General features: G+C 58.3%; 26 protein-coding genes. 11 read left to right on the top strand and 15 right to left on the bottom strand.

Annotated features, from left to right (window positions below; genetic code table 11):
• Positions 1–4 precede the first annotated feature (4 nt).
• On the bottom strand, positions 5–424 hold the full coding sequence (locus IF205_RS00430) for a DUF1178 family protein (RefSeq protein ID WP_259781314.1): 420 nt from the start codon (positions 422–424) through the stop codon (positions 5–7).
• A 117-nt stretch (positions 425–541) separates the two neighbouring features.
• On the opposite strand from IF205_RS00430, the gene IF205_RS00425 reads away from it, so the two are divergent.
• Positions 542–1093, top strand: coding sequence for a class I SAM-dependent methyltransferase (locus IF205_RS00425; RefSeq protein ID WP_259781313.1), 552 nt, complete (start codon positions 542–544; stop codon positions 1091–1093).
• On the opposite strand, the gene IF205_RS00420 is transcribed toward IF205_RS00425, so the two are convergent.
• The 3 genes from IF205_RS00420 to IF205_RS00410 all read right to left on the bottom strand — a co-directional run bounded on the left by IF205_RS00420 (position 1090) and on the right by IF205_RS00410 (position 3042).
• The gene (locus tag IF205_RS00420; protein WP_259781312.1) at positions 1090–1926 is read right to left on the bottom strand and encodes a carbon-nitrogen hydrolase family protein; all 837 of its coding nucleotides are present in this window, start codon (positions 1924–1926) and stop codon (positions 1090–1092) included. The two genes, IF205_RS00425 and IF205_RS00420, sit on opposite strands and share 4 nt — an antisense overlap.
• A complete protein-coding gene (gene grxC / locus IF205_RS00415) occupies positions 1923–2186 on the bottom strand; it encodes a glutaredoxin 3 (RefSeq protein ID WP_259781311.1) in 264 nt (87 codons plus the stop codon). The genes IF205_RS00420 and grxC overlap by 4 nt, the downstream gene beginning before the upstream one ends.
• Positions 2187–2268: 82 nt before the next feature.
• Complete coding sequence (locus tag IF205_RS00410) at positions 2269–3042, bottom strand: ComF family protein (RefSeq protein ID WP_259781310.1); 774 nt, start codon at positions 3040–3042, stop codon at positions 2269–2271.
• 86 nt (positions 3043–3128) lie between these two features.
• On the opposite strand from IF205_RS00410, the gene IF205_RS00405 reads away from it, so the two are divergent.
• Both IF205_RS00405 and IF205_RS00400 read left to right on the top strand, forming a co-directional pair.
• Positions 3129–4073 (top strand): methyltransferase domain-containing protein, encoded by a 945-nt coding sequence (locus IF205_RS00405; protein WP_259781309.1) that lies wholly within the window; start codon positions 3129–3131, stop codon positions 4071–4073.
• Position 4074: 1 nt separating this feature from the next.
• Positions 4075–4890 (top strand): hypothetical protein, encoded by an 816-nt coding sequence (locus tag IF205_RS00400; protein ID WP_259781308.1) that lies wholly within the window; start codon positions 4075–4077, stop codon positions 4888–4890.
• 15 nt (positions 4891–4905) lie between these two features.
• On the opposite strand, the gene mutT is transcribed toward IF205_RS00400, so the two are convergent.
• From mutT to IF205_RS00370, 6 genes are all read right to left on the bottom strand, one after another.
• Positions 4906–5355, bottom strand: coding sequence for an 8-oxo-dGTP diphosphatase MutT (gene mutT / locus IF205_RS00395; RefSeq protein ID WP_259781307.1), 450 nt, complete (start codon positions 5353–5355; stop codon positions 4906–4908).
• Positions 5348–5902 (bottom strand): GNAT family N-acetyltransferase, encoded by a 555-nt coding sequence (locus IF205_RS00390; RefSeq protein WP_259781306.1) that lies wholly within the window; start codon positions 5900–5902, stop codon positions 5348–5350. Before IF205_RS00390 ends, mutT begins: the two co-directional genes overlap by 8 nt.
• Positions 5903–5907: 5 nt before the next feature.
• Positions 5908–7137 carry a bifunctional glutamate N-acetyltransferase/amino-acid acetyltransferase ArgJ gene (gene argJ, locus IF205_RS00385; protein ID WP_259781305.1) on the bottom strand — a complete coding sequence of 410 codons (1230 nt, stop codon included), beginning with the start codon at positions 7135–7137 and terminating at the stop codon, positions 5908–5910.
• A gap of 48 nt (positions 7138–7185) precedes the next feature.
• Positions 7186–8067: a peptidylprolyl isomerase gene (locus IF205_RS00380; RefSeq protein WP_259781304.1), complete on the bottom strand. Its 882-nt coding sequence runs from the start codon at positions 8065–8067 to the stop codon at positions 7186–7188.
• A 95-nt stretch (positions 8068–8162) separates the two neighbouring features.
• Complete coding sequence (locus IF205_RS00375) at positions 8163–9053, bottom strand: LysR family transcriptional regulator (RefSeq protein WP_259783329.1); 891 nt, start codon at positions 9051–9053, stop codon at positions 8163–8165.
• Between the two features lie 184 nt (positions 9054–9237).
• Positions 9238–10206, bottom strand: a complete 969-nt coding sequence (locus tag IF205_RS00370) for a mitochondrial fission ELM1 family protein (protein WP_259781303.1) — start codon at positions 10204–10206, stop codon at positions 9238–9240.
• Between the two features lie 199 nt (positions 10207–10405).
• On the opposite strand from IF205_RS00370, the gene IF205_RS00365 reads away from it, so the two are divergent.
• On the top strand, positions 10406–10924 hold the full coding sequence (locus tag IF205_RS00365; protein ID WP_259781302.1) for an Lrp/AsnC family transcriptional regulator: 519 nt from the start codon (positions 10406–10408) through the stop codon (positions 10922–10924).
• Between the two features lie 48 nt (positions 10925–10972).
• On the opposite strand, the gene IF205_RS00360 is transcribed toward IF205_RS00365, so the two are convergent.
• From IF205_RS00360 to IF205_RS00340, 5 genes are all read right to left on the bottom strand, one after another.
• The gene (locus tag IF205_RS00360; protein WP_259781301.1) at positions 10973–11608 is read right to left on the bottom strand and encodes a glutathione S-transferase family protein; all 636 of its coding nucleotides are present in this window, start codon (positions 11606–11608) and stop codon (positions 10973–10975) included.
• Positions 11609–11684: 76 nt separating this feature from the next.
• Entirely contained in the window at positions 11685–12158 is a 474-nt protein-coding gene (gene greA, locus IF205_RS00355; RefSeq protein ID WP_259781300.1) for a transcription elongation factor GreA, read from the bottom strand.
• 278 nt (positions 12159–12436) lie between these two features.
• Entirely contained in the window at positions 12437–15718 is a 3282-nt protein-coding gene (carB, locus tag IF205_RS00350) for a carbamoyl-phosphate synthase large subunit (protein WP_259781299.1), read from the bottom strand.
• 395 nt (positions 15719–16113) lie between these two features.
• Positions 16114–16479: a DUF4112 domain-containing protein gene (locus IF205_RS00345; protein WP_259781298.1), complete on the bottom strand. Its 366-nt coding sequence runs from the start codon at positions 16477–16479 to the stop codon at positions 16114–16116.
• On the bottom strand, positions 16476–17222 hold the full coding sequence (locus IF205_RS00340; protein ID WP_259781297.1) for a DUF1194 domain-containing protein: 747 nt from the start codon (positions 17220–17222) through the stop codon (positions 16476–16478). Before IF205_RS00340 ends, IF205_RS00345 begins: the two co-directional genes overlap by 4 nt.
• 366 nt (positions 17223–17588) lie before the next feature.
• Here IF205_RS00340 and IF205_RS00335 point away from each other — a divergent pair, with 366 nt between their 5' ends.
• The 7 genes from IF205_RS00335 to IF205_RS00305 all read left to right on the top strand — a co-directional run bounded on the left by IF205_RS00335 (position 17589) and on the right by IF205_RS00305 (position 24286).
• Complete coding sequence (locus tag IF205_RS00335) at positions 17589–18089, top strand: hypothetical protein (RefSeq protein ID WP_259781296.1); 501 nt, start codon at positions 17589–17591, stop codon at positions 18087–18089.
• On the top strand, positions 18082–18867 hold the full coding sequence (locus tag IF205_RS00330) for a response regulator transcription factor (RefSeq protein ID WP_259781295.1): 786 nt from the start codon (positions 18082–18084) through the stop codon (positions 18865–18867). Before IF205_RS00335 ends, IF205_RS00330 begins: the two co-directional genes overlap by 8 nt.
• Positions 18860–20377: a sensor histidine kinase gene (locus tag IF205_RS00325; RefSeq protein ID WP_259781294.1), complete on the top strand. Its 1518-nt coding sequence runs from the start codon at positions 18860–18862 to the stop codon at positions 20375–20377. Before IF205_RS00330 ends, IF205_RS00325 begins: the two co-directional genes overlap by 8 nt.
• Positions 20378–20546: 169 nt before the next feature.
• Positions 20547–21542, top strand: coding sequence for a glucosaminidase domain-containing protein (locus IF205_RS00320; protein WP_259781293.1), 996 nt, complete (start codon positions 20547–20549; stop codon positions 21540–21542).
• Between the two features lie 26 nt (positions 21543–21568).
• Positions 21569–21757 (top strand): hypothetical protein, encoded by a 189-nt coding sequence (locus IF205_RS00315; protein WP_259781292.1) that lies wholly within the window; start codon positions 21569–21571, stop codon positions 21755–21757.
• 126 nt (positions 21758–21883) lie between these two features.
• The gene (locus tag IF205_RS00310) at positions 21884–23524 is read left to right on the top strand and encodes a GMC family oxidoreductase (protein WP_259781291.1); all 1641 of its coding nucleotides are present in this window, start codon (positions 21884–21886) and stop codon (positions 23522–23524) included.
• Between the two features lie 141 nt (positions 23525–23665).
• A complete protein-coding gene (locus IF205_RS00305; protein WP_259781290.1) occupies positions 23666–24286 on the top strand; it encodes an OmpW/AlkL family protein in 621 nt (206 codons plus the stop codon).
• Positions 24287–24417 lie beyond the last annotated feature (131 nt).

Genomic DNA, 24417 nt, shown 5'->3' with positions numbered 1-24417 from the left:
TGCGTCAATTTTTCTTGCTGTCGTCGGTCCAGGGCAGGGGGGTAAATTCAACACCTTCTTCGACCAATTCCTTCGCCTCGTCGGCGGTGGCCTGACCGTAGATTCCGCGGGCCTCGGCCTCGCCATAGTGGATTTTGCGGGCCTCTTCGGCGAAACGGTCACCGACATTGTCGCAATTATCCTCGACGGATTTGCGCATGGCCTGGATCATCTGCTGGGCCTTGACGGCAATTTCCGTCTGGGCCTTTTCACGGGTGCGGCTGGTGGAAATATTGGGCGCGCTGAGCCCCTTGGTCACATCATGGGTCCCGCAATAGGGGCATTCCAACTGCCCGGCTTCCGCTTGTTTTTCAAAAGCGGCGCTGTCCTTGAACCACCCTTCGAATTCGTGGTCATGTTTGCAACGCAAGTTGAACGAGATCATTTACGGTTCCAGATAACGCACAAAAACCGATAGGTTACGCCTATCGACTGCTTTATATGTGGCGCTTGTCTAGCCGACAGACAAGGATTTGTCACCAATTTTGGAGTATTCCACCCGATGGCCCACCAGCAATTGTCCCCGCCCAGTGCATTTATCGAGCACTGGTTGCATAACCTGCGACCTGCCGATGGTGAGGGCGCGACAATGCTTGATCTGGCCTGCGGAACGGGGCGTCACGGACGGCGTTTTCTGAGCGCGGGTTGGCAGGTCACATTTGTCGATATCAATACGGATGGCGTTGACGGTCTGGCGGGAAATTCGGGCGTGACCATCATAGAGGCCGACCTGGAGGGTGAGGGTGGCTGGCCGCTGAAGGGGTTGCAATTCGATGTGGTGGTCGTGTGCAACTACTTGTGGCGGCCCAACTGGCAGCGGTTACTGCAATTGGTGAAGCCGGGCGGGCATCTATTGTATGAAACCTTTGCGGAAGGCAATGAGGCCTATGGCAAGCCTTCAAATCCCAATTTCCTGCTGAAAAGCGGAGAGTTGCTGGACGTGACGTCGGGCAAGTTTGAAATTCTGGATTATCGCCACGGATTGCAGGAAAAACCGACGCCCGCGATTAAACAGAAAATCGCCGCGCGTCGGCTGCTGTCCGATGAAAGTTAGACTTCGGTCAGGGTGAAGGGACGTCCGTTCTTCAGGGACGGCACCATGCCGCGTGTCTTGTCGATGAGTGTGAGGTCCAGGTCGGCAATAACGACGCCCGGCTCCGTCCCACCGTCGGCCAGTTGATCGCCCCAGGGGGAGACCACCAGCGAATGCCCGAAGGTCTCGCGACCGTCGTCGTGATCGCCGCATTGTGCGGCGGCGGCGACAAAACAGGTGGTCTCAATGGCGCGTGCCGTCAGCAGCGTATGCCAGTGTGCCTTGCCGGTCTTGCGGGTAAAGGCCGCCGGGTTCAGCAGAATGCGCGCGCCTGCCTCTGCCAGTTGACGGTGCAGATGCGGGAAACGGACGTCATAGCAGATGGTCAGGCCGATCTTGCCCCAGGGCGTATCTACCAGGACGGCCTTGTCGCCGGGGCGGAACAGTTTGGATTCGCGATAGCTTTCGCCGCCTTCCAGATCCACATCGAACATATGAATCTTGTCATAACGCGCGCGGATTTCGCCCTGGTCGTCGATCATGAAAGCCCGGTTGGCCATGCGGTCGTCGTCTTCCAGTTTGACTACGAGGGACCCTGCATGAATCCAGATGCCCAGTTCACGCGCCAGTTTGCGGTAAAGGGCAAGGCAGGGGTCTTCCTCCTCAAGGCGTGCTTCCTGGCTGGACCGGCCCTTGCGCATATCGACCAGATTGACGACTTCCGGCAGTGAAACCAGTTGCGCGCCTCGGGCCGCCGCCTCGCGGATCGGGCCTTCGGTCAGGGTCGCGTTATCCTCGACCCTTGTCGTGGAGGTGACCTGAACCAGTCCGATACGCAAATTGGCGTCGCTCATGCCATGGCCCCGAGCAGCGGGTCCAGTTTACCGGACCGCTCCAAAGCCATCAGATCGTCGCAGCCGCCGACATGGGCGTCATCAATAAAAATCTGGGGCACGGTCATGCCGCCGTTGCTGCGCTGAACCATTTCTTCCTTGCGGCCGCTTTCAGCCCAGATGTCATATTCCGCATAGGCGACGCCTTTGGTATCCAGCAGTTTCTTGGCTTGGGCGCAGAAACCGCACATCGGGCGGGCATAGATTTCTACAAGGGCCATGGTTCTCACTTTCGTCCATAATGCATTCCAGAACACCCCATATAGGAAAACTGCGGGGATATTGCGAGTCCGAATTGTTTTTCTAGCCAGGGGATGTGTGTGGGCTGGGAACGCGCGCAAGTGTTGCGACATAGACTTGCTTGGCCCCGTGGCGCTTCAGGATGCGGCTGCATTCCTCAACGGTGGCGCCTGTCGTCAACACGTCGTCGATCAGCAGGATCGTCCGGCCCTCTATGGCATCCCGGTATTTTTCAGAGACGCCAAAGGCCTGCCTGACATTGCGGTGGCGGGCGGAAAACCCCAGGTTTCCCTGACTTGCCGTGGCGCGCTGCCGCTGTAACAGGTCCGGATAATAGTCGCGCTGCCAATGGCGTGCTGCGTGCTGTGCAATCAGGGCTGACTGGTTGAAACGGCGCTGTCGCAGGCGCTTGCGGTGCAGGGGCACGGGGGCAACGATATCGGCATCCCGGGCAAGTCCCCCTGCCGCCCTGACCAGCCATGCGGCGAGGGCGGGTGCATTTTCCGTATGATCCCCATGTTTGAAGGCAAGGATCAGGTCGCGGCTGGTGTCGTCATAGGCAAAGACGGCACGTGCCTTGTCATAGGCGGGCCTGCGAAAGGTGCAGGCGGCACAAAGCGCGTCTCTGCCTTCCGACAGTTCGAATGGATAGCCGCATAAGGTACAGCATGGTTCGCCCAGAAATGTCAGTTGACCCCAGCAATCCATGCACAGGCCGTTGGCGTCGGGCATCAGCGTCCGGCAGGACAGGCAGCGATGGGGCAGAACCAGTGAGGCCACCCGGTTGGCTAGCCGAAGGGCCCGTTTTCCGGTGATATTTGGGTTAGGTAAACGCATGACGCGAATTATTGCCCGGCCCGGCCTGTGCTTGCAACGGCCTATGCTATTGCTTTCGGTTAGCCAAGCGCCTATTTCCATGCCCTATGACTGATGCGATTCATGTATTTGACCGAAAGCTGCTGGCGCAGCGCAAGGAACGTGCCCACCGGATGGGCGGCGACAGCGACTTTCTGTTTCGCGAGGTGGCGGACCGGCTTGCGGATCGTTTGCTGGACGTAACGCGCGCTTTCCCGCTGGCGCTTGACCTGGGTGGTCATGCTGGCGTGGTCGCGCAGGAACTGCAGGGGCGCGGCGGGGTGGAAACCCTGATCCAGGCGAACTTGAGCCATGGCGGCGCACGGCTGGCCGGTGCCCACGGTCCAAGTCTGGTTTGCGACGAAGAGTGGCTGCCCCTGAAGGAAGGCATATTCGATCTGGTGATCAGCAATCTTTCGCTGCATTGGACCAATGACCTGCCCGGCGCGCTGATCCAGGTTTGCCGCGCCTTGCGCCCGGACGGGCTGTTCCAGGGGGCGATCCTTGGCGGGGAGACACTCCGCGAATTGCGCGATTGCCTGATGCAGGCGGAACTGGATATTAGCGGTGGCGTCAGCCCCCGCGTATCGCCTTTCGCCGATGTGCGTGACCTGGGCGGATTGATGCAACGTGCGGGTTTTTCCCTGCCGGTGGTGGACAGCGAGGCCATCACCGTCACGTATGAGAATATGTTCCGTCTGATTGCCGATCTGCGGGGAATGGGCGAAACAAATGCGGTGCTGGAGCGAAGCAAAGCCATCCCGCCGCGGCAGTTGTTCATGCGCGCGGCAGAGCTGTACCAGCAGAATTATAGTAATGAGGACGGTCGAATTGAGGCGACCTTCCATATATTCTATCTGCATGGCTGGGCACCGGATGCCTCACAGCCGAAGCCCCTGCGTCCGGGCAGCGCAACGGGCAGTCTGGCCGAGGCGTTGGGCGGACAGGAATTTGCCGCGGGCGAAAAAGTGAATATCCCGACACCGAAAGACGGGGACGAGGGGGACAAATAGTATGAACGGTAATCGTCAATCGGGTGGAACAGTGGAATTACCGCTGACGGAAATCCTCGTAAACGCCTTCAAATATGTCTACGAGGAGCGCAAAGACTTCATCGCGCTTGCCAGTCTGCCGATTGTAGCCCTCGCCCTGATCTCAAGCGGCCTTGATTTCCTGATGCCCGGCGGTGGTGTGACCTTGAACAAGATGGGGCTTCCCGTTTCTGTTGGTCCGGCATACCTGATCGACTTTGCGGTCACGATTGTTTTCTTCACCATGTTTGCGGTGGCCTGGTATCGCAAATTCCTGATCGGTGAGGAGGATATTTCCGTCGCAACCGCCCTGAAATGGGATGGCCGCAAGACGCGCTTCCTGCTGCGCTTTATCGGACTAGTGCTGTTGATGGCCTTTATCATGCTGCCTGTGACGCTGGGCCTTAGTCTGATAACCGCAACAATTCCCGCATTCGGCGCCGTTTCGATTGTGATTATGATTGCTGTGGTGAGCCTGGCCTATGCACGGGGGGCGCTATGGCTGACGGCAGGCTGTGTCGATGATCCGATCAAGCTGCGGGATGTCTGGCTGGGCACGCGGGGTAATAGCTGGCGTCTGGCAATTCTGACATTGGCGCCGCCTCTGGTGATCGGACTTGTCGAAAAGCTGTTTGTGGCCGCCGTAGCGATGGTGACACAGGTCCTGGGCGTCAGCAGCACGCTGACCGCAGGTCTCATCTTCGGCCTGGTGGTGGAAACATCTTCCTACATTGGTATTGCCGTTGTCGCCTCTGCCTTGTCCATGGCCTATCTGCGTTTCAAGTCACAGAACGCCTGACGGCTTGATCTGCGGTCAGAGCAGATCCCGCAACATCGCGATCAGCGGGATATCCGCCGGCGGCATGGGATAGTCCTTCAGGCGGATCGGACGGACCCAGGCCAGTTCCTGACCTTCCTTGGGTTGCGGCTCGCCCACCCACTGGCGGCACACGTAAAGCGGCATCAGCAGGTGGAAGTCGTCATATTCATGGCTGGCAAAGGTCAGCGGCGCGAGACAGCTTTCCCGCGTGTCCACATGCAGTTCTTCATGCAGCTCGCGGATCAGTGCGGCCTCAGGCGTCTCTCCGTTTTCAACCTTGCCGCCGGGAAACTCCCAAAGGCCCGCCATTGATTTGCCTTCCGGGCGTTTGGCGATCAGGACGCGCCCGTCCACATCGATCATGGCCACGGCAACGACCAGAATAATCGGTTTCTCTGCCGCGCCCTTGCGGCTATCCGCCTGCCAACATCCGCCTTCAGCCATGGGTTCTGCTCCATCTTTCCTTGCTTAGAACGCGGACTTCCAGTTCGAAACTCTGGCCGCGTGCCGGGGCGTCTTTTACCCAATTCTCGCGATATTGAAAGCCCAGCTTTTCCTGCAGGCGGATGGAACCCGGATTGTCTGGCAGCGCGGCTGCAAAGATTTCCTGCAATCCCAGCCGGTCGAAGCCGTCGGCGACCATCGCAGAGGCCAGTTCCCCGCCATAGCCTTTACCCCAGTCCTGCTTGCCAATCAGAAAACCGATTTCCGCCGCGCCGGATTGTTCCATCGGTATCAGGCTGCACAACCCGACAAGATGACCGTCTGTGCGGCAAAGGGCCATCTGCATGAATTCGCTATCCGGATCGTCGGCGCTGTCCTGAATGGATTTGATACGGTCCATCGCATCCTGCGGGCTGTAGGGATGGGGGACGCGCGTTGTCCATCTGGAAACGTCCCAATCCCCACAAACCCGGACCAGTTCGTCTGCATCAGTGTGCTCCGGCTGACGCAGGGTCAGCCGTTCCGTCTCGATGACCGGATGGTGCATATGGGTTAGCTCCGATAGTCCGCGTTGATGTCGATATAGCCGTGGGTCAGGTCGCAGGTCCAGACACGCGCCTTGCCGTCACCAATGCCGACATCGGCCGCGATATGAACTTCCCGGCCTTTCAGATGTTCGGCCACCGGGGCTTCGTCGTAATCCGGCACGCCTTCACCTTTCTCGGCAATGACGATCCCGCCCATGGCGACCGTCAGCTTGTCCCGGTCGGCGCGTTCACCTGCCTTGCCAACGGCCATGACAACACGGCCCCAGTTGGCGTCTTCCCCGGCAACGGCGGTTTTGACCAGCGGCGAGTTGGCGATGGAAAGCGCAATCCGGCGGGCGGCGGTATCGTTTTCCGCGCCGGTTACGTCGATCGTGATGAATTTGCTGGCGCCTTCGCCGTCCTTGGCGGTCAACTGGGCCAGCTCGACCAGCACGGCTTCCAGCTTTTCATAGAAATCAACCAGCGCGGGGTCGTCCGTGGAATGTGGCGCGACATTGCCTGCCTTGCCGGTTGCCGCCAGAAGCAGGGTGTCGCTTGTGGAGGTGTCTCCATCCACCGTCATGCAGTTGAAGGACCGGTCTGTGGCTTTTTTCAAAAGGCTCCGCAGGATCGGGGCCGGTATATTGGCGTCGGTGAAAACGAAGGACAGCATGGTGGCCATGTCCGGCGCAATCATGCCACTGCCCTTGGCAATTCCGGCGATCTTGATGGTGAAGTCCCCGATCTTTGCCTCAGCGCAGGCGGCCTTGGGGAAGGTGTCTGTGGTCATGATGGCCTTGGCGGCCTCTTCCCAGTTGCCTTCCTTCACGGATTTCACCAGGGCGGGCATGGCCTCTTCGACTTTTTCCGCGGGTAGTTTCTCCCCGATCACCCCGGTGGAGGCGATGAGGATGTCTTCGCGTTCACAACCCAGTGCCTTGGCGGCAGCCTCGGTCATATGGGCCACGGTTTCCATTCCTGCCTTGCCGGTAAAGGCATTGGCGTTGCCCGCGTTGACCAGCATTGCGCGGGCCGTACCCTTGGGCAGGACCTGCTGGCACCAGTCAACAGGGGCAGACCGGGTCAGCGAGCGTGTGAGGACACCGGCCACCTGTGTTCCCGGGGCAAGTTCGGCCAGGAACAGATCCGTGCGCCCCTGATAGCGTATGCCCGCCTCGACAGCGCCCAGGCGAACGCCGGGGATGGTTGGCATGTCGGGGAAGGTTTCAGGAGCAAAGGGAGACGGCTTCAACATCGCGGTGGTCCTCAGAAAATGCAACGATATGATGCAAAACGATTATTTTTACTGCTGCCCGGTCAGCAAAGGCAAGGGGGTATCAGGGGCGTCAATTTCATTGCCCCGCAGGTCGAACCGTTTGATCTTGGCTTTTTTGACAATGTCGTGGGAAATCTCATAGGCCATGCTTTGCGCGACAAGCTGTGTCAGGCGCGGGCGCATTTCCTCAAAAGTGGGGGCCTTTCCGGTGCGTTTGTCCTCAACCAGGATCACATGCCAGCCATAGCGGGTCTGGACCGGTTCGGAGGTATAGGTGTTCGGCTTCAGGGCAAAGGCGGCATCCTCAAATTCCTGCACCATCTTGCCACGGCCGAAATAGCCCAGGTCGCCACCGTTTTGGGCGCTGGGGCCTTTTGAATAGCGCTTTGCCAGATCCGCGAAATCCTGACCTTGGCCAAGCAGTTCGATCACTTCGCGGGCCTTGGTTTCGGTTTCCACCAGGATGTGGCGGGCGTGGATTTCTTCTGCCGGCGGGTGCTCCACCAGAATCTTTTCATATTCCGCGTGCAGAACATCGTCGTTCAGGCGTTCCTGAACCTTGCGGCTGAGGTAGGTGTCATGGATCAGCCGGTCTTCCATGCGTGCGATCTGCTGTTTGATCTCCGGATCATTCGCGAGATTGGCTTCCCGTCCTTTTTTGATGATCAGCATCTGCTGGATCAGAAGTTCCAGGACATGGGGGTATAATGTGTCGATGCCTTGCTGGCGCATTCGTGGCGGCAGGCTGTTGTAGGCCGCGGTGAAATCGCTTTTGTGGATTTCCTTGCCTTCCACGACCGCAATAACAGGATCAGCCGTCTTGTCCTGGGCCAGGGCGTTCTGGGTCAAAACGAGAGGAAGGGCTGTTGCCGCCCCGATCAGGAGGCGGCGGAAAAAATTATGCGGCATGGTTGCATCCCTGTCTGGATCGAAATGTCTGCAAGAAATTCTGCGGCCAAGAAATCACAGCTTGAACCGCCCTGCAAGACAACAGACCGCGGCGATCAGAACTGACCTTCGGCGACCTTGCGCAACAGGAAGTCCCGGAAAACGGCGATCCGCTTGGAGTGACGCATTTCTTCCGGATAGACGAAATAGGCGTAATGCGGCGGGCCTTCCAGTTCAGGTAGCACATGGATCAGGTTGGCGTCGTCCGGGATCATGAATTCCGAGATCGCCCCCAGGCCGAGGCCGCTGCGTACTGCACGGTAAATGCCGTAGATATTGTTGACCTGCAAAACCGGCCGACGCGGGTTTTCCGGGGTGGCGCCTTCATTCAGAATCCAGTTGATGGTGGTGACCGGATGCGGCGTGTCGGACCCGAAGACAATCAGCTTGTGATTATCCAGGTCTTCCGGCGCTTTGGGCTCCCCGTATTGCGACAGATATTCCATCGACGCATAGATCTTGGAGCGGACCGTCAGCAGCGGACGTTGGATCAGGTCCGGCTGTTTCGGCGGGGTCATGCGGATGGCGACATCCGCCTCGCGCATGCCAAGGTCCAGTTCCTGGTCGGACAGGTAGAGGCTGACGTCGACTTCCGGATAAAGCTCGATGAATTCCTTGATGCAGGACGTCAGCCAGGTCGACCCGAAGGCGATGGTGGTCGTGACCTTGAGCGGACCGGACGGGCGGTCCTTGCTCTCCGACAGGCGCGCCTGGACCATGGTCAGCTTGTGGAAGACTTCGTTGACCGTCTTATAGAGCACGTCACCCTGTTCAGTCAGGATCAGGCCACGGGCATGACGATGGAACAACGGTGTCCCGATGCTTTCCTCCAGGGCGCTGATCTGGCGGCTGATGGCGGATTGGCTGAGATTCAGTTTCTCGCCGGCATGGGTAAAACTGCCAGCTTCAGAAACCGCGTGGAAAATCCGTAATTTGTCCCAATCTATCGGCATGGGTGGAGTTTATCCCGAAAATCTCTCTGCCACCAAGGACTTAGTGGAGGGAAGGTCAAAAATCATAGAAATCGCCCTATATGCCCGGATGATGGACAAGGGCGGCGATATGCGCGCAGGCTTTAGTGCCTGGCGCCTTTTTTTGCAATGCACAAGTTGTGAAAATTCGGTGGTCTTTTTATGTCCGATTGGCGTCGAGGGCGGCCAGAATCTGCGCTGCGACACGGGCCGTTTCATCCAGCGGGGCATATTGCCACGTCTCAAGACGTCCTTCGAAGGGACGAATGAGGCCCCGTTCCTCCAGGTCCTGATGGAACAGCTCGAACTTCGACTTGCGCTTGGGCGGAAGCTTGATCAGATGCACAGGCTTGCCCGTGGCGCAGGCCTCCGAGACCATATTGACGGAATCGCCGGTGACCAGGATCGCATCGGCGCAGCCCAGATAGCCGAAATAGGGATTGTCGCCCATGCCATTCCAGAATTCACCGGGGATGTCCTTGAGGGCCTCGCGGAACAACGCTGTGTTCTGCTCGCCTGTTCGGCGGGATGCGGTGACCAGCAAGCTGCAGCCGGATGCCTCGGCCATCGCCCTGATTTCCGTCGCGAGCTTTTTCACCAGCGGCTCATCCATGTCATAGACCTTGTTGCTGCCCCCGAGGGAGACTGCGACAAGGGGACGCGGCAGGTCCGCGAAGCGGTCCCTGTAGGCGGCTGCCGCCTCGTCAAGAACGGCGCGGTTCACGCGCCCGACGGAGCCATGGGTAACGATGACATTGTCTCCACTGACCTGGTCATGGGCCGGGACGACGACAAAGTCGAAGCTGTCGGTCGGTATTCGAGGGTTTTGTACATGGATTGCGACCGTGCGCCCGCGTGCGCGGCGGCGTATTTCTGCGGCAGGTCCCACGGCCTGACGTCCGCAGGAGACAATGAAATCGGGCCATGGGGGCGTCAGCTTTGCCTCTGTCCGGCCTCCGCCCAGAATGCCGTTCGGCCAGACGGATGGCGGTAAATGCTTCCAGGGAAAGCCGTTTTCCAAATCTATCCGTGTGACGCCCTGCGGACATAATGCCTCTGCCAGGCCCTGCGCGGCATTGACATTGCCGGCGCGTCCGTCGGTCAGAACCCAGCAGGTTTTAGGCGTCATGGCGTATTCCGAATTGACTTAGTGGGCCGGGAGGAGTAGGGGCACGGCCAGCCGTGTCCTGGCGGGACTATGCCCGCCCCTGCGACGCAACGCAAGATGGCGCTGATTTTCGAGAATCCATAGTTTCGGAATTATAATTTTCTTGCCAGCTTGTGGAATATTGTTTTATCAAAAGGGCGAATTTTGGAAGGGAAGACCTATGCGCCGTACTAAATTGGACAAGATAGATCGTCAGATTCTGAGCGATCTGCAGGACGATGGACGGATGACCAACGTCGAGCTTGCTCGGCGTGCCGGTATTTCCGCGCCGCCATGCCTGCGTCGTGTCCGGGCGCTTGAAGAAGCCGGTTTCGTGCGTGGCTACCACGCCGATGTCAACGGCGAGATGCTGGGCTATGGCGTGACTGTTTTTGCCTTTGTCGGTTTGGTCAGCCAGGCGGAAAGCGATCTGGTGGCCTTTGAAGAACGGGTCCAGGAATGGCCGCTGGTTCGTGAATGTCATATGCTGCAGGGTGAAACGGACTTCCTGTTGAAGATCGTTGCCAAGGACCTGGAAAGCTATAACCGCTTCCTGACCCAGGAACTGACGGCAGCCGCCAATGTCTCCCACGTGAAATCGGCCCTGGGTATCCGCAATTCCAAGCGCAGTTTCGGTGTTCCCATCGACGTGGATGTGGAAGACGACTTCCACGAAGAGGAAGAAGAAATCGAACAATAAGATAAAGGGCCCGGACGGGCCCTTTCTTGTATCGGGGCTTGTCTCGGGTTACTGGGCCGCCAGTTCCGGGTGCTGGGCGGCGACCTGTGCGATTGTCGGCTGCGCCAGCGTTCTGACCGTGCAGGCCTTCAGCGCCGCGTGGTCCCCGTAAAGGCGCTGCTTGTCCGGGTGCCATTGGCAAAGCATGGTCAGATAGACGTCGCAGAGGCTCCAGCCACTGGCCAGTACGGTATCGCGACCGGCCATATAGGCGGCCAGAATTCCCAGATTGTGGTCCAGATGGCCAAGGGCGGCTTCCCGCACGGCCCTGATGTTGCCACCTTCACCAGCATAGCGTTCCGCGTAAAAATAACGCAGATCCGCCTCATAGACATTGGCGGCCATGAAAACGAGCCAGCGATAGGCCTGGGCGCGTTCGGCAGTGCCCACTGCGGGCAGCAGCCCGGCCTCGGGGAACAGGTCTGACAGATGCATGAGGATGGCCGCAGACTCGGTCATGACCGTGTCGTCGGGCAGCCGCAAGGTCGGCACCTGCATGCGCGGATTGATCTTCAGGTAGTCGTCCTGGCGATGGGCGCCTGCCCTGGTGTCGACGGGGACCAGCTCATACTCCGCCCCGGCCAGCGCAAGGGCTGCTTCCACGGCGAATGCACCTGTATTGCGAGACCAATAAAGCCTGTACATCACGTTCCCCCTGTTTTGCGCCCTGTTGGACCCTGCCAATAAAAAAGCGGGGTCTTGGCCCCGCTTCATTATGTATTTATTTGAACTCGACCGAAACGACTTCGTATTCCTTCGTGCCGCCTGGTGAGTGCAACTCGAAAACATCGCCTTCCGATTTCCCGATCAACCCGCGCGCCAGGGGCGAGGATACGGAGATCAGGCCTTTGGAAATGTCGGACTCAAGGTCGCCGACAATCTGATAGACCTTTTCCTCGTCGGTATCACAATCGGCAACCGTGACGGTCGCGGCGAAGGTGACGGTCTCGCCATTCATTTTGGCCGGGTCGAAAACCTGTGCCCGGCTGGTCTTGTCTTCCAGTTCCAGAATGCGGCCTTCGATGAAACTCTGTTTTTCTCGCGCTGCGTGATATTCGGCGTTTTCCGAAAGGTCGCCGTGTTCGCGCGCTTCGGCGATTGCCTGGATGACAGCCGGGCGTTCAACAGATTTCAAGTTTTTCAGTTCTGCCTGAAGGGCTTCATAGCCCCGCAGCGTCATGGGGACCTTTTCCATGAGCCATACACCACTTCATTATCCGGGGGTGAACCCGCGCCAATCCACGTTTTGCGGCATCACCCACTTTTGCACACACAAAAAAAAACCGTCGCGAGGCCAACACCTCACGATCCGACATGCGCATACCTTATTACGCTCAGGGGCAGGAAAATAGGTATTTACCCGACCCTGGTCAAGGGGCGCGCAATAGAAAACGCTGTCCCGGCGGCATTCGGCAACAATATTATAGGCCGGAGCGGGCTTTGCCGTCCCGGCCTATATTGCCAGTTCAGGTATTATGCGCTTTTGCGGAAATAGCTCTGCAACGGCGCTACGTCCAGCTCATCCTTGCGCAGGGCGCGGATGGCCTTGGCGGCGGCGCGGCAGCCCGCAACCGTCGTGTAGTAAGGGATGCTCTGCAACAGCGCGGTCTGGCGGATTGCAAAGCTGTCCTTGATCGCCTGCGCGCCTTCGGTCGTGTTAAAGACCAGTTGCACCTCGCCGTTGATCATGGCGTCCACGATATGCGGCTGGCCTTCCTGAACCTTGTTGACCTGTTTCACATCCAGGCCCTGTTCACGCAGGAAGGAGGCCGTACCTGCGGTCGCGATGATCGAGATACCCTCATCGATCAGCATGCGTGCAGCGTCGAGGACCTTCTCCTTGTCACTGTCCTTCACGGAAATGAAGGCGCAGCCCTTGGCGGGGAGGTCCGCACCGCAGCCCAACTGAGCCTTGGCGAAGGCGGTTTCGAAATTGGTGTCCAGGCCGATCACCTCGCCGGTGGAGCGCATTTCCGGGCCAAGCATGACGTCGACGCCCGGGAAGCGGGCAAACGGGAAGACCGCTTCCTTGACCGCGATATGATCGCCGAGCGCGGTGTCCGACAGATCGAAATCCGTCAGTTTCTCACCGGCCATGATACGGGCGGCGATTTTGGCAACCGGCTTGCCGGTTGCTTTTGCAACAAAAGGCACCGTCCGGCTGGCGCGGGGGTTCACTTCCAGAATGAAGATATTCTGGCCCTGCACGGCGAACTGGATATTCATCAGACCAATCACCTTAAGCGCATGGGCCAGGGCCTCGGCCTGACGCTTCATCTCCTCGATGACACTGTCGGACAGGGAATAGGGCGGCAGGGAGCAGGCGCTGTCACCGGAGTGAATACCGGCTTCCTCGATATGTTCCATGACACCGGCGACGAAGACGTCCGTGCCATCGCACAGCGCATCCACATCCACCTCAATTGCATCCTTGAGGTAATAGTCGATCAGAACGGGGCTGTCGCCAGAGACCTTTACCGCAGACCCCATATAACGTTCCAATGCGGCGCGGTTATGGACAATCTCCATGGCGCGGCCACCCAGAACATAGGACGGACGGATAACGACCGGATAACCGATATCCTCGGCAATCTGTGCGGCCTGTTCCTCGGTGGTGGCAATGCCGTTCGGGGGTTGCTTCAGGTCGAGGTCCTGCAGCAGTTTCTGGAAACGTTCACGGTCTTCCGCCAGGTCGATGGCATCCGGGCTCGTGCCCAGGATGGGAATGCCTGCCTTTTCCAATGCATGGGACAGCTTCAGCGGTGTCTGGCCGCCGAACTGAACGATCACGCCGAGAAGGGTGCCCTTCTCCTGCTCCTTGTGGCAAAGCGCAATAACGTCTTCGGCCGTCAGCGGTTCGAAATAGAGCCGGTCGGAGGTGTCATAGTCGGTGGAAACCGTTTCCGGGTTGCAGTTGACCATGATGGACTCGATGCCGCTTTCCGACAGCGCATAGGCCGCATGAACACAGCAGTAGTCGAATTCGATCCCCTGGCCGATCCGGTTCGGGCCGCCGCCCAGGATGACGACTTTCTTCTTGTCCGAAATGTCGGCCTCGCACTGGGCGGGGTTGAAGCCATCGCCTTCATAACAGGAGTACATGTAGGACGTCTGGCTGGGGAATTCCGACGCACAGGTGTCGATGCGTTTGAAGACCGGCTGAACGCCGATCTGCTTGCGCAGGGCGCGAATGGCGTCTTCCGTCTGGCCGCTCAACTCGGCAAGGCGTTCGTCGGAGAAACCCAGCTTCTTGAGTTTCAGCAGGCCCGCTTTGTCGCCCGGCAGGCCGTTGCTGCGAATACCAGCTTCGGCCTGGACCAGATGTTCGATCTGGCGCAGGAACCAGCGGTCGATCTTGGTGGCGCTGTAAATCTCTTCCATGGTCAGGCCATGGCGGAAGGCCTGGGCCACTTTCAGCAGCCGGTCCGGGGTCGTCCGGGAAATGGCTGCGCGAATGGCGCCTTTGTGGACTTCGTTGTTTTCGTCGATCGCGCCTTCGATCTCGACATCATTCAGGCCGGTCAGGCCGGTTTCCATGGACCGCAGGGCTTTCTGCAGGGATTCCGCAAAGCTGCGGCCGATGGACATGGCCTCGCCCACGGATTTCATCGCCGTGGTCAGCATCGGTTCGGAGCCGGGGAATTTCTCGAAGGTGAAGCGCGGCATCTTGGTGACCACATAGTCGATGGTCGGCTCAAAGCTGGCCGGGGTCACCATGGTGATGTCGTTCTTCAACTCGTCCAGCGTATAGCCGACCGCCAGTTTGGCCGCGATCTTGGCGATCGGGAAGCCGGTTGCCTTGGAAGCCAGTGCAGACGACCGCGACACACGCGGGTTCATCTCGATCACAATCAGGCGGCCGCTGTCCGGGTCGACCGCGAACTGTACGTTGGACCCGCCGGTCTCGACCCCGATTTCACGCAGGACCGCAATCGAGGCGTTCCGCATGATCTGATATTCTTTGTCGGTCAGGGTCAGGGCAGGGGCGACGGTGATGCTGTCGCCGGTGTGAACGCCCATCGGGTCGATGTTTTCGATGGCGCAGATGATGATGCAGTTATCGTCCTTGTCGCGGACGACTTCCATCTCATACTCTTTCCAGCCAAGGATCGATTCTTCGACCAGAACCGTCGTTACCGGGGAGGCTTTCAGGCCGCTTTCGACGATTTTCTTGTATTCCTCGACGTTGTAGGCCACGCCGCCGCCGGTGCCGCCCAGGGTAAAGCTGGGCCGGATGATGGCGGGCAGGCCGATATGATCCAGCGCCTCAATCGCGTCTTCCAGGGTGCCCACCTGGCGGGACTTGGCGCTTTCCAGGCCGATTTTGTCCATGGCCGCGCGGAAGCGCTGGCGGTCTTCCGCCTTGTCGATGACGTCGGCATTGGCGCCAATCATTTCCACGCCCAGTCGTTCCAGCGTGCCATCCTGATCCAGGGCAAGGGCTGTGTTCAGTGCCGTCTGACCGCCCATGGTGGGCAGGACCACCAGCTTGTCGTCGGGGCGTTCCGCCAGTTCTCGTTCCAGGATCTTGGCCACCACAGCAGGTGTGATCGGTTCCACATAGGTGGCGTCCGCCGTGCCCGGATCGGTCATGATCGTCGCCGGATTAGAGTTCACCAGAACGACACGATAGCCTTCGTCCTTCAGGGCCTTACAGGCCTGGGTGCCTGAATAGTCGAATTCGCAAGCCTGGCCGATAATGATCGGGCCGGCGCCGATGATGAGGACGGTATCGATGTCGGTACGTTTTGGCATCGCGCAAAATCCTTGATTCCCGGGGTTGGAGTTTGCGCCCATGGCCTTGTCGGATCGCGCCGGCAGGTGTTCGGCGTGCCTCGATCCAGAAACAGGGTCCTTAGGCGGCGCAGATGTACAGCAAGTGATCCCGCTTGACCAGAGGGGGAATATCAAAAAAACGCAGGAAAGTCGGAGAGAGAAGTTGACTGATTGGTCAGGGAGTTCTGGCGGGCAGTAGTCCGTAAAGCATAAAGCGTGACTGTGCAGTTACTTGTCTCCCATCAAATACGTGAATTTTAAGGGCCGACTCGCAGCACGAGATGGGATTCCTCTATTATTTATTTGCCTCCTCTTCTGTGAGGTCGACCAGGTCGGGACTAAGATGGTCTTCGGCGCGCTTCAGATCGTTTAAATCAATCGGATATCCCGCGATCTGGGCGCGGATCCAGTACATGGCGGCGCAGTAGGGACAGGTTCCGCCGATGGGCCTTGAAGGCGAAATCGAAGATATCGCCCAGGATCGGGATGCTGCCGACCAGCCAGTCGAGGGCCAGGTTGATCAGCATCCGCAGGATGATCGTTGCCGGGGCGCCGAGGCGATGGGCGGTGACGATAATATAAAGGCCAAGCGCCGCCGTGATCGTGTCGCCCGCGCCCGGCGCAAAGAGGCCGACAAGCCCATCCAGACCAAAGCGCCAGTTGGTGCCGGGAAGGCGGAACTGGCTGTCCAGAAGGCGGGCCAGCCGTTCCGCATTACGAAGCTGCGGATGATATTTCATTGGGGGGCTGCCATGGCGACGGGCACATAGCCGATTTCCCGTTGCATTTTGATACGCATCGCCCGGGCGTAGTCGTCATAGTTCCGCGCATCAATGACAAAGCTGCCGGGACCGCCGATAACATTGCGCTCATAGTAGATATCCAGGGTGGGTTCATCCTGGGTGATGGCGAGACCATTGATGACGACCCCGGAAAAGACCGCGGCTTGCCGGGCTTTTTCAACAGGAAAGCCGGTGTTGTTCCTGCCGTCGCCGGATATGTCGAGAACCTGTCGCGGTGTGGGATAGGGATTGGTCCGGTACATGGTCATTGCGTAAGTGATCGCGGCGGAAATGGAGGTTGAACCCAGGGCGATGGCGCGGGGTTGGGTGAGGATCAGGTCGGCGAAATGCCGGACGTCCTCTTCGCTGCGCAGGCGTGTCCAGGGAATCGCCGTTACCTGATGGTTGCTGTCGGACCAAAGCATCATCGAAATCGCAACGGCCCTCATGGGGCCCGAACGGATGGCCTGGATGACCGATGGGTTGCGAAGCGCCTCGGAGATGCCCAGAAGCTGTTTCTGGTATTCCACCCTGTCCACGCTGAAAGAACAATCAATCGCGATGACCAGCGCAAGGTCGACCGGCTCCTGCGCGCGCGCAGGCGTGCTGTTCAGGAGGCCGCCTGCCATCGACGCGGCAAGTATGACAGCGAACGGCACGCCTCGGGGCAACAGGTTCGAAAGGGTCGTCCAAAAAAACATGGGCAAATTCCCTGTCTATGGCGTTGCGTCCTGTCCCGGACCGGGAAAACACGCCGTCACAATCACTTTTCCCATTAGATCGCGGGCCAGTATACACGAAGTCGCCTGTAATGTTTCGCGGTTTTAAAATACCGCGTGATTGCACTGGACTCTTGTGTATGCAGTTGCGATATAGGTAAAAATTGCAACCTCCCTATTGATTGCGGATGGTTGCAATAGTCGGGGGAAAGAAAGCGCGTTCCCTTTCGCGATTTGCCTTTTTGTTGCCATCTTGCCACATTATCTAGCGGCGCTCAGTGGTAACCGATCGAAACTGGGAGAGCTTTCGCGTTATGGGGTGCAAGATCGGGCTTTGCGGTTATTCGGATGGTGAAATTGTTTTTTCCGCAGCAGCGGCTTGTCGGCATATCTCTGGTTTTTCTGGCTCTCACGGGATGCGTGACCTCCCAGGATGCACAGGACAACGCCAAAAGCGTTGACGAAAATCCGGTTGTCATGCTGCCCCAACCGCCAGAGCCCGACGCGGCTACCTTCCCCCGACCCCCGGTTCGCCCGGAAATTGCACCGGCAAAGCCCCGCAAGGCGGCACCGGTTGCGCCTTTTCCCACGGTCAGGGAGGCAGGTGATCTGATAGGTAAAAGTGAGGCGGAAATATACGTCTTGCTGGGGCCTGCCAGCGGCAAGCGTGAGGATACCACTGCAACAGTTCTTGAGTATCAGTTCGGTAAATGCAGTTTGGACCTGTTCCTTTATATGGATGTGGAAAACAAGGTCTTCCGGACGCTCGCCTATGACGTGAAGGGCGATGGGCGAAACGTTCGGGATGAAGACTGCACTGCCATTTTGCAGGGGCAGGCGCATGAGTGAGCCTTATCTTTTGAATACCGATGCCCGTCCGGAGGACGGACAGGGCGAAATCATGATCATTGATGACGATGATCTCTTCCGTGAATCCCTGGAACAGAACCTGCGTGATGCAGGCTATGACGTGACAAGTTTCAGCGACGGTGAAACGGCGCTGATGGCCTTGTCCTCGGGGCAGGGGTGCGACCTGATCCTGCTGGACTGGCGCATGCCCAATATGAACGGGATAGAGGTGTTGCGGCGCTTGCGGGTCAGCCATAACAACACGCCGGTTATCTTTTTGACTGTGCTTTCAGAACAGATTTACGAAGAGGCAGCCCTGCATGGCGGGGCAGTCGATTTCGTCGAGAAATCGCGAAGCTTTGCCATTCTCGGGCGCAGGATTTCCCTGATCCTGGAAGGCGTGAAAGGGCAGGCGCGCGAAAGTGGCGCCGACAAGGCCGGAGAGGAGCAGGCGTCCGAACGATACGGGCTGTTGATGGTTGATGAGGCCGGGCATCGTGTTCTGTGGCGGGACCGGCAAATCAATCTGACGATCAATGAATTCAAGATCGTCGTGGCGCTGGCACGGCAGGGGGGCAAGGACTTCTCCTACAGGGAGATTTACGACGTTGTCCGGGGCGAGGGGTTTGCAGCAGGACAGGGGCATCTGGGTTATCGGCAGAATGTCCGCACCTTCATAAAACGCATCCGCCAGAAATTCCGTGAGACCGATCCCGAATTCGAGCATATCGAGAATTTCCCGGGCTACGGCTACCGATGGCGGCGGGGCGATGGCTGAGGAAACCAAGCGTAATTCCATTGCCAGCCGCTGGCTGCGGTCTTTTGCCGTGCGGCTGTTGCTGCTGCTGGTGGTATTCACCTTCGTCCCGGTAATTCTCTATCAGGAATTCCAGGGCGCGGACGAAGAGAAAAACGGCCTTCTGCTTTCCAGCGTCTCGGAAAAGGGCCGTCTGGCGGCAATGGTCCTGAAGCCTTTCATGAAGCCCGGCAGTCCTGAAAGCATTGAACGGTTGAACGACCGCCTGCGTGCGATCGGTGAAGGTGACGAGACCGTTATCCGCCTGCTGTTCCGGCCCAGCGGCCAGTTCGGTGCGAAGAATTTCTACCTGATCTCGGCCTGGCCGACCTTATCGACAAGTGATCTGGAGGACGAGCGGAACTCCCTGATCGGATCGGGTATTCTGGACAAGATACGTGACAGTTGTGACTGGAACTATTCCGTGGCTGATCGCCTTCAGCCCGACGAAAACGAAGCGGAAATCGTGACCTCTGTTTCGCCGGTTCTCAATGACAGCGGTTGTTGGGTGGTGATTACATCCGACCGGACCGAGGCGGTTTTGAACTCGTCGCTTGGCCGGGAATACTGGCGTACGCCCGAAGTACAGATCGCGGCGATGATTTATCTGGTTATGGCGGTGGCCGTGGTCATCCTGTTCCTGGATGGCTGGCGTAATCTGCGGCGTTTCGGGCGTCTGGCCGGGCGCATCACGCATCGCGATCGCGGCCATGCCTCCTTCCGTTCGCTAAACCGTATTCCCGAACTTGATACGGTGGCCGTGGAATTTGACCGCATGGTCCAGACCCTGCGCGGGTCCGCGCGGATGTTGAGGCAGACGGCAGAGGAAAACGCGCATGCCCTGAAGGCGCCGGTTGCCGTGATCGCCCAGGCCCTGGAGCCATTGCGCAGACATGCAGGCGACGAGGCCGACCCGCGTTTCATTCGCGCCATTCAGGTGATCGAGAAGTCTGTCGCCAAACTGGACAGCCTTGTTTCCACAGTTCGCAAGCTCGATGAAACGACTGCCGACGTTTATGACGGTGTGCTGGAGGAAATGGACCTGTCGGCCTTCCTGACGCAGATCGTGAAAAGCTACAAGGCGGATCTCGGTGTGGCGAATATCGAGGTGGTGGATGATATCGCTGCGGGCATACGGGTGTTGGCGACAGAGGATATTCTGGAAACCGCCCTGGAGAACATTCTCGACAATGCGGCTGATTTCTCGCCCGAGGATGGCGAGATCGGGGTGACGCTGCGGCAGGACAAGGGCCTGTGCCATATTGACGTTGTCGATGAGGGCGCAGGCGTTCCCGGCAATGACTGCCAACGTATCTTCGACCGCTATGTCAGCGAACGGCCGCAGAATAACGGGGCTGACGGTGAGGATCATTACGGGATCGGCTTGTGGATTGCCCGCCGCAATATCGAGGCCCTGGGTGGCAATATCTCGGCCGCCAATCGGGAAGAAGGCGGTTTGCGGATTCGGATTACGCTTCCGGTTCAGCATTAGAACGACCATACCTGCACTGTGACAAAGCTGTGACCTGTTGGCGGCACTTGCCCCAGCTTTGTCGCAACATTTCTCAGAGCCGATCCCTATTTTCATAGTCTGGAATTGGAGTTTGTTCGTCGCGCTTTCGGTTTTGTCCGGGCGTGATTATGTCATGGGACTGGGGTAAATGTTGTTTGGGCAGCGCAACACCGGATTGGTCGCGGGATTGTTGGTCCTGTCTTCGCTGATGGTCGCCGGATGCGCCAAGGAATGGTGGCGCAACGCGGAAACCGACCAATGTGAAATGGGCCCCCGTCTTTCCGCCTATCATGCCTCCATCTATGAAAATACCGGTGTGCTGGCGCAGCTGTCGGGGCTGCGTGGTGAAACGGTGCTGGATGCCTATAAAAAGGCGGGTGTCGATCCGGCCAACCTCTGGGAAACAACGGAGATTCCACGCGTTTATGCGGCATCCATGCCGAAGGACATGGCGGATGCCGCCACCTCGGAAGACCGGCGGGAGGTCTTCGTTGCGGTGGCGCTGCCTCTGATCTTGCGCGTGAATGAAATCATTGCGGATCGTCGTGCCGTGGTTACCGCTGCACTGGATTGCGTCGCACAGGGGCGCAGGCTGGGCGGGGATTTGCGAAGCCAGATTGCCTGGCTTGATCATCACTATGGGGCGTCAGGTGACCTGGAGGAACTTGACCGGAGGGTGGACGGGGTTCCTCCATCTCTGGCGCTTGCCCAGGCGGTTCTCGACAGCGGCTGGGGGACGTCTCCCGCGGTACAGGACAAGCACGCCCTGTTCGGAGGCCGCATCGCCCTGCCGAAACCGAAGCGGTCGACGCAGCCTGTTGATCTCAGAGGCCCGGCGGAAAAAGCACAGGTTCAGGGTGGGTTCGAACATCTGATTCATTCCGTCTACGCCTATATGCATGCCCTGAATACAGATCCGGCCTTTGCGGATTTCCGCAGGCGGCGGGCGGATCTGGGTGGTGTCGACGGCGAGGCCATAGGCACTTTGCTGGTCTCCACGCTTCTGCCCTATGCCGATTCCGGCAAGGAATATGCAAGCGCTGTTGATGAGCAGATTCGCTACAACGATTTCCAGATTTTCGATACGGCCAGACTGGCCGTACGGGACGGGAAAGAAAGGTTCTGGATCGTGGAGGGCGACTGACCATGTCCGATGGGAGGAGGAGGACGATGACGAAAGACAAATGGACGTCGTGGCGCGAACAGCCCGCGCTTGAAGTATTGCTCATATGGATTTCCGTTCTTTTGGCCTTCGCCATCGCAGCCTGGCAACTGGGGCCAGCTTTGACCGGGGCTGGACTGTCTCTTGAGGCGGACCGTTCCATGATGGCCGATGTTCGGGGGAAAGCCGACCGATAGCCCGGGGCGACGATTTCCTGTTTCGTTCCAATGGTATGTAGACAAGCGGTTGTGGAGGATGCTTTGATAAGTTCATCCAAATAAAACCGCCATTGAATGCAATGGAATAAACAGGGAATGTCTACAATGCCGACGCCGACACGCCGCGAGCAGGGGGAGTTTGATTATATCATCATCGGGGCGGGGTCTGCCGGTTGTGTGCTTGCCAACCGATTGTCACAGGATCCTGATATTTCGGTGTTGATCCTGGAGGCGGGTGGCAAGGACAGCTACCCCTGGATTCATATTCCCGTCGGCTATCTCTATTGCATGAACAATCCCCGGACGGATTGGTGCATGAAAACCGAGGTCGAACCGGGGTTGAACGGCCGGGCCCTGAACTATCCACGAGGCAAGGTGCTGGGCGGGTGTTCCTCGATCAACGGTATGATCTATATGCGCGGTCAGTCCGGTGACTATGATCTGTGGCGGCAGCTGGGGAATTCGGGCTGGGGCTGGCAGGACGTGCTGCCCTATTTCCTGAAGTCGGAAGACTATTACAAGGGGCCGTCGGACCTGCATCATACGGATGGCGAGTGGCGGGTGGAACGCCAGCGCCTTTCCTGGAGCATTCTGGATGCTTTTCAGGCGGCGGCGGAGGAAATGGGAATTCCCCGCGTTGACGATTTCAATACCGGCAATAACGAAGGCGTTGGCTATTTTGAAGTCAACCAGCGCAAGGGGATTCGCTGGAGCACGGCGAAGGCCTTTCTGAAACCGGCAATGTCCCGGTCGAATCTGAAGGTGCTGACCGGGGCACATACATCTTCGCTTATCCTGGAAGGCAAGCGCGCGGTTGGTGTTAATTTCGATCTGGATGGCGAGCCTGCCAGTGCGCGGGCGAAGGGTGAGGTCATTCTGGCGGCGGGCGCGGTCGCCTCTCCGCAACTGCTGGAATTGTCGGGCGTTGGTGATGGCGCTGTGTTGAATGACTTCGGTATCCCGGTACGGCATGACCTGAAGGGGGTTGGCGGCAACCTGCAGGATCACCTCCAGATTAGGACGGTCTTCAGGATCAAGGATGCGGTGACCCTGAATCAGAAGGCCAACAGCCTGTTTGGAAAGATCGGTATGGGGCTGGAATATCTGCTGTTTCAGCGCGGACCGCTCGCCATGGCGCCGAGCCAGATGGGCCTGTTCACCAAAAGCGATCCGACCAAGGAGTTCCCGGACCTGGAGTATCACATTCAGCCGCTCAGCACGGACAAGCTGGGCGATCCGCTTCACCCTTTCCCGGCGATTACGGCCTCGGTTTGCAATCTGCGTCCGGATAGCCGTGGCAGTATTCATATCAAGTCGCCGGACTTCAGGGATCAACCTTCCATCCGCCCGAATTACCTGTCTGCGGAAAGCGACCGGCAGGTGGCTGTGAAGTCGATACAACTGACGCGCAGGATCATGGCGGCGAAGGCGGTGGCCGAATATGCGCCTGAAGAGATGCTTCCCGGTATAAAATTTGAGCGTGAGGAAGACCTTGTACGCGAAGTGGGTAATATCGCGACAACGATCTTTCATCCGGTCGGGACCTGTAAAATGGGCGATGACCCCACAGCCGTTGTCGACGATCGATTGCGGGTACGCGGAATGACCGGTTTGCGGGTGGTTGATGCGTCGATCATGCCAACAATCACCTCTGGTAATACGAATTCTCCGGTGATTATGATCGCGGAAAAAGCATCGGATATGATCCGTGAAGATCGCCGCAGTGGCGCGGTCGGACATTCCTGAGACCGGGGCATCCGCGACATTATGTCATTGGGTTAATTGATATAAATCAGCGCAAATACGGGGCCTATGCGGTCAGATGCCGACCGCGAAATGAGGAGGGGCAGGGGGCTTCTCCGTAAGGTCTCAATTGTGGTGATTGTTATGAGCAAGACTTTGAAAATTGCGGCGGCTGCGCTGGCCGGCGTGATGGTTACGACCCCGGTTCTGGCAGACGACGGCAGCGGTTTCATGCTGCGCGTACGTGGCATTGGCGTGGTTCCCGACGAAGGCGGCAGCACGACGATCGGCGGTGAACCGGACGTGAGCAATGATTACGTACCGGAACTGGACATTAGCTATTTCTTCACGGAAAACATTGCTGCGGAACTGATCCTGGCCACGACGAAACATGATGCCAAGGCAAAGGGCACCTCGATTGGTGACGTGGACCTGGGCGACGTCAGCCTGCTTCCGCCGACCCTGACCCTGCAGTATCACTTCACGAATTTCGATAAATTCAAGCCCTATGTCGGTGCCGGTGTGAACTATACCATGTTCTACAACGAAGATGGCGCCAACGGCCTTAAAGTTGACTACGACAACAGCTTCGGCGTTGCCGCTCAGGTTGGTTTCGACTACTTCCTGGATGAAAACTGGGCGCTGAATATGGACGTTAAAAAGCTGTGGCTGAACACGGATGTCAGCATCAACAACGGCGCCATTAAGGGCGATGTGGACATCGACCCGTGGATCTTTGGTCTCGGCGTCGGCTACAAATTCTGATGGAATAGCCTGCTGTATCAAGCAGCGGCGTTAAAAAAACCAGCCGGGTGAAAGCCCGGCTGGTTTTTTTGTATATTTGGAGGAGCGTGATCCTGGGGTGATGGCGTGCGAAAGAGGTTTTCTTTCAGGGT

It is taken from the genome of Aestuariispira ectoiniformans, from assembly GCF_025136295.1.
GTDB lineage: Bacteria > Pseudomonadota > Alphaproteobacteria > UBA8366 > Aestuariispiraceae > Aestuariispira_A > Aestuariispira_A ectoiniformans.
Note: the sequence above shows the minus strand (reverse complement) of the source record. Positions and strands in the feature narration are given on the sequence as shown.